Here is a 4,392-nt window from a genome sequence, read left to right on the forward strand (position 1 = left end):
CGATAGACGAACGAATCAATGCAAAGGGCGAGGTCGAAAAGGACATCGACGCCGCACAGCTCAAGCCGATTATTGTCTCGATCTCTGAATCAGGCATTGGTTCGGTAGCCGTCTGTCTCATCAATTCGTACGCCAATCCGGCAAATGAGCGGAAAGTTGCGGAGATCCTGTCGGAGGCGCTCCCGAATATTCGAGTGACGACTTCTGCTGACGTAAAGCCCGTCTTCCGGGAGCACACGCGTTTTACGCTAGCTTCAATCCGCGCAACCATTCTGCCGGTAATGGCCAATTACTTCGAGCGGCTACAAGCTCGCCTACTTGAGGGTGGGTTCTCGGGAAACCTCATGATCCTAAAGAGCAACGGCGGGATGATGGGTGTCGACCAAGCCCAGCTGCGCGTTGAGGAGCTTGTGGAATCCGGTCCTGCTGGGGGTGTGGGGTACGCCACCGAGATAGCGCGCACTGCTGGTTTCCCGAACATTATTCACACCGACATGGGCGGTACCAGTTTCGACGCGTCCATCATCGAGGACGGCCAGGGCCTCATCACTCGTGAGTATGAAATCGAATTCGATATGCCCGTCGCGGTTCCGATGCTGGACATTCGATCGATAGGTGCCGGTGGCGGCTCTGTCGGCTGGGTTGATAGTGGCGGTTCGCTCCGGGTCGGCCCCATGTCGGCGGGTTCTGTGCCAGGGCCAGCTTGCTACGGACGCGGGGGTACTAGACCTACGATTACCGACGCCAACCTAGTCCTTGGCCGGATCAGTCCAGATCTCTCAGGAAAGTTCACGCTGGACGTTCAAGCTGCCCGCGACGCGATCGAAACGATCGCGACCAAGCTCAATCTTACTATCGAGCAATCTGCTGAGGGTATGATCCGGATAGCGACCGAGGCGATGGCGCAGGCGGTGAAGCTCGTCTTGGCGTCGCGTGGCCGCGATCCGCGCGACTATGCCTTTGCCAGCTTCGGCGGGGCAGGTCCCTTGCACGCTTGCGCAGTTGCGGAAGCGCTCGGCACGCCCACCGTCATTGTTCCACGGTATTCGGGCGTGGCGTCCGCATACGGCGCTCTGCGTCTCGCGATCAAACACGACGAAGAGGTCTTTCACTACGCGCCGCTGACGGCAGAGGAACTCGATCGGGTTAGTATGAAACTGCAGTCGCTTGGCGAAGTCGCCGTCGACGCGCTAGTCGCCCAGGGCGCAAAGGTCGAGGACTTAAGCGTCAGTTTCGTGATGCGGATGCGGTACGCGGGGCAGACATTCGAGGTGGACGTTGTTCAAGATCGCGGCGCAATAGACGATCGCGATGTTCAACAGCTTGCCACGGCATTTCACGAAGCGCACAAGCGCGAATTCGGCGTGAGATCTGACGATTTTCCGGTAGAGATTGTGGCCTTGGCAGTAACTGCCGAAGCTCCTTCGCCCGCCGGCCCCCTGGAATCCGAGCAGCATCCGCAACGTGCTTCTTCACAGCGGAGAGATCGCAAGGTGTGGTTTGGCGATTGGACCGAAGCTCTCGTCCATGATGCCGCAGGTGCGCAGATCGTGAGCGGTCCCGCTCTCATCGAGGATCCTCACACCAGCATTGTCATTCCTCCGGGTTGGGCCGCTCGGTTTGACTCAGCTCGAAACTGCATTCTGGAGAGGGCATGATGGCTAATCCAATTGATCCCATCACGTTTGAAGTTCTGCGTAACACGTTTGAACACGTTTGCCGCCGGATGACGGTTATCCTCCAAAAGTCCTCCTTCTCGCCGATCCTGTCTGAGAACCTCGACTTCTCCAACGCGATCTATGATCCGAACTTGCGCTTGGTTGGACAGACGGCCAATTGCCCGGTGCACCTCGCCGCGATGCATTTCAGCGTCCAGGCCGTGGCCAGGAAGTTTGGCATCGACACTTTGCGCCCTGGGGACGTGGTGATCCTCAACGACCCGTACGACGGCGGTACGCACATCAATGACGTGACGCTGACGATGCCTGTTTTCTACGAAAATGAGCTGATCGGCTTCGCGGTAAGTCGTGGCCACTGGATGGATCTTGGCGGAGGTGGCCCGGGCGGGCAGGGCTTTGCTACGCATATCGCGGGCGAAGGTCTTCGACTGCCTCCTTTGAAATTGTATCGCGACTACCAAGTCGATCAGGATCTGCTCGAAATCCTCCTTCGGAACACGCGAACGCCTCACTACGTCAAAGGCGACCTTCAGGCTCACATGGGCGCGCTACTTGCCGCCGAGGACGAGCTGCGCGCGACAGCTCGTAAGTACGGTCGGGCAACTCTCATCCAAGGAATGGGCGACATGATCGGTTACACCGAGCGCATCGTCCGGGCGGAGATCGAAAACATTCCGGACGGCGTGTACGAAGGAGCCGATTACGCCGATTCCGACGGCATCACCGACCAGAAGGTTTGGGTTCGCGTCAAACTCACGGTGGCGGGGTCCAACCTACATGTCGATTTTGCCGGTAGCGACCCACAGGTCGCTGGCGCGATCAACTCACCATTCGCGAACACAACTGCAGCGGTTTACACCGCTTTACAGTTCTTCCTCGCGCCTGATGCTCCGCCCAATGCTGGGATGTTCGCTCCGATTTCATTGAGCCTGCCCGACGACTGTTGGCTGAATGCCCGTTGGCCTGCTCCGGTAGTCGGTTGCACGACCGTGACGTCGGGCAAAGTGCAGAGCGCCATCTGGCAAGCTGTCGCCAAAGCAATCCCGAGTCTGGCGATCGCTCCAACCTGCGCAGACGCAAATTGGTTCGTCGCCGCTGTCCGTGGCCCAGGAAATCGTATCGATGTGTTCTCAGACATCCCCGCTGGCGGCTGGGGCGGCACGCCATACAACGACGGGCTAAACGTCACGCTGGATCCTCTGGGCAACTGCACAAATATGCCAGCGGAGGCAGCTGAGCTCCTCTACCCGGTGAGAGTCGAGGCATTCGACTTGCGCCAAGATTCTGGCGGTCCGGGAGAGAACCGTGGAGGGTTGGGCGCAAGGTTCAAGTTCCGGTTCCTGAACGGTGGCGAACTCTCGATCGAGACATCCCGTACCATTGAGGGTAGCCCGGGTGTCAACGGCGGCGGTACGAGCCCCGTCCAGCTTCTCGTTCAAGAATACCAAGACGGTCGCCGGGAGATCATCGGCGGGCCTCGTCCCGACGGAACGTGGCGCAGTCCGCTTCTGTCCTCACACAAATTTGGACCCGGTGAGGCCTTCGAGTTTCTGTCGACCGGTGGTGGTGGCTGGGGCGTGGCTCAGTCCCGGGACCCAGAGAGAGTTCGGGGGGACGTTATCGACGGCTATGTCTCGCACCAAGCTGCCCGTCGAGATTACGGGGTCGCGCTGGATCCCAACACGTTCGAAGTCCTTCACGATCAAACCTCAAAGTTGAGAAACCTGGCATGAACAACGAGATATTTATCACTTGCGCCGTAACCGGCGCTGGGCCGGGGCCGCGAAAGAATTCGAACGTTCCGGTCACTCCTGCGCAGATCGCCGAAGACGTGCTTGCGGTTGCTGAGGCTGGCGCCGCTATCGCCCACGTCCATGTTCGCGATCCGGAAACGACCGAGGGATCGCGCGATGTGAAGCTGTACGCGGAAGTACTCGAGCGCGTTCGCGATAGAAACAACGATATCATCGTGAACATGACCGCAGGTATGGGAGGTGATTTGGTCCTCGGCTCCAATGACCCGACCCAGCCGCAACCTGGCACCGATCTGGTCAACCAGAAGACGCGCCTCCTTCATGTCGAAGCGTTGCGGCCAGATATCTGCACGCTGGATTGCGGTTCCTACAACGTAGGCGAGGGAAACCTCGTCTACATCTCCACGCCGGAACAAATCCGCGAAGGTGCGCAGACCATTCGCCGGCTCGGCGTGAAGCCTGAACTTGAGGTTTTTGACCTTGGCCATCTCGACTTTGTGACGAAACTGATCGGGGAAGGCGCATTTGCCGGTCCGGCAATGATTCAGTTCTGCCTTGGCGTGAACTACGGAGCTCCTCCCACCACCGCGGCGATGAAAGCGATGGCGGACGCGGTTCGAGGGTCGGACGTCGTCTGGTCGGCGTTCGGCGTCGGTCGGATGCAAATGCCGATGGTAGCGCAGGCAGTTCTTCTCGGCGGCAATGTACGGGTCGGTCTCGAAGACAATATCTGGCTCGACCGCGGCGTACCAGCGACCAATGTTTCGCTGGTGAAGCGGGCGCGTGAGATCGTGGAGCGGATGGGTGTGCGGATTATGTCCTCATCGGCAACGCGTCATCGCCTCGGCTTAGGTGCAGCCGTATGACTGCCCTTAAAGACAAGCGTGCGATCATAACAGCCGGCGCGAGCGGAATCGGTCGCGTGGTTGCTAAGAAAATGATTGCAGCCGGTGCCAAGG

3 protein-coding genes are annotated in these 4,392 nt (G+C 59.2%); all 3 read left to right on the plus strand.

Annotation, left to right across the window (positions count from 1 at the left end; translation table 11 throughout):
* Window positions 1–1,658 (plus strand): hydantoinase/oxoprolinase family protein (locus EOA24_RS28745; RefSeq protein ID WP_133374657.1); only part of this gene is annotated, 1,658 nt, incomplete at its 5' end.
* The gene (locus tag EOA24_RS28750) at window positions 1,655–3,412 is read left to right on the plus strand and encodes a hydantoinase B/oxoprolinase family protein (protein ID WP_127410329.1); all 1,758 of its coding nucleotides are present in this window, start codon (window positions 1,655–1,657) and stop codon (window positions 3,410–3,412) included. The genes EOA24_RS28745 and EOA24_RS28750, both read left to right, overlap by 4 nt.
* Window positions 3,409–4,299, plus strand: a complete 891-nt coding sequence (locus EOA24_RS28755) for a 3-keto-5-aminohexanoate cleavage protein (protein WP_127410330.1) — start codon at window positions 3,409–3,411, stop codon at window positions 4,297–4,299. The genes EOA24_RS28750 and EOA24_RS28755 overlap by 4 nt, the downstream gene beginning before the upstream one ends.
* The last annotated feature ends 93 nt before the right edge of the window (window positions 4,300–4,392 follow it).

Source organism: Mesorhizobium sp. M2A.F.Ca.ET.039.01.1.1 (genome assembly GCF_003998035.1).
In the GTDB taxonomy this organism is placed as follows: Bacteria; Pseudomonadota; Alphaproteobacteria; order Rhizobiales; family Rhizobiaceae; genus Mesorhizobium.

What these genes read in the sequence shown, in the direction of transcription:
- EOA24_RS28755 (WP_127410330.1), top strand. Translation starts at nt 3,409, where the DNA reads ATGAACAACGAGATATTTATCACTTGCGCCGTAACCGGCGCTGGGCCG.
- EOA24_RS28750 (WP_127410329.1), top strand. Translation starts at nt 1,655, where the DNA reads ATGATGGCTAATCCAATTGATCCCATCACGTTTGAAGTTCTGCGTAAC.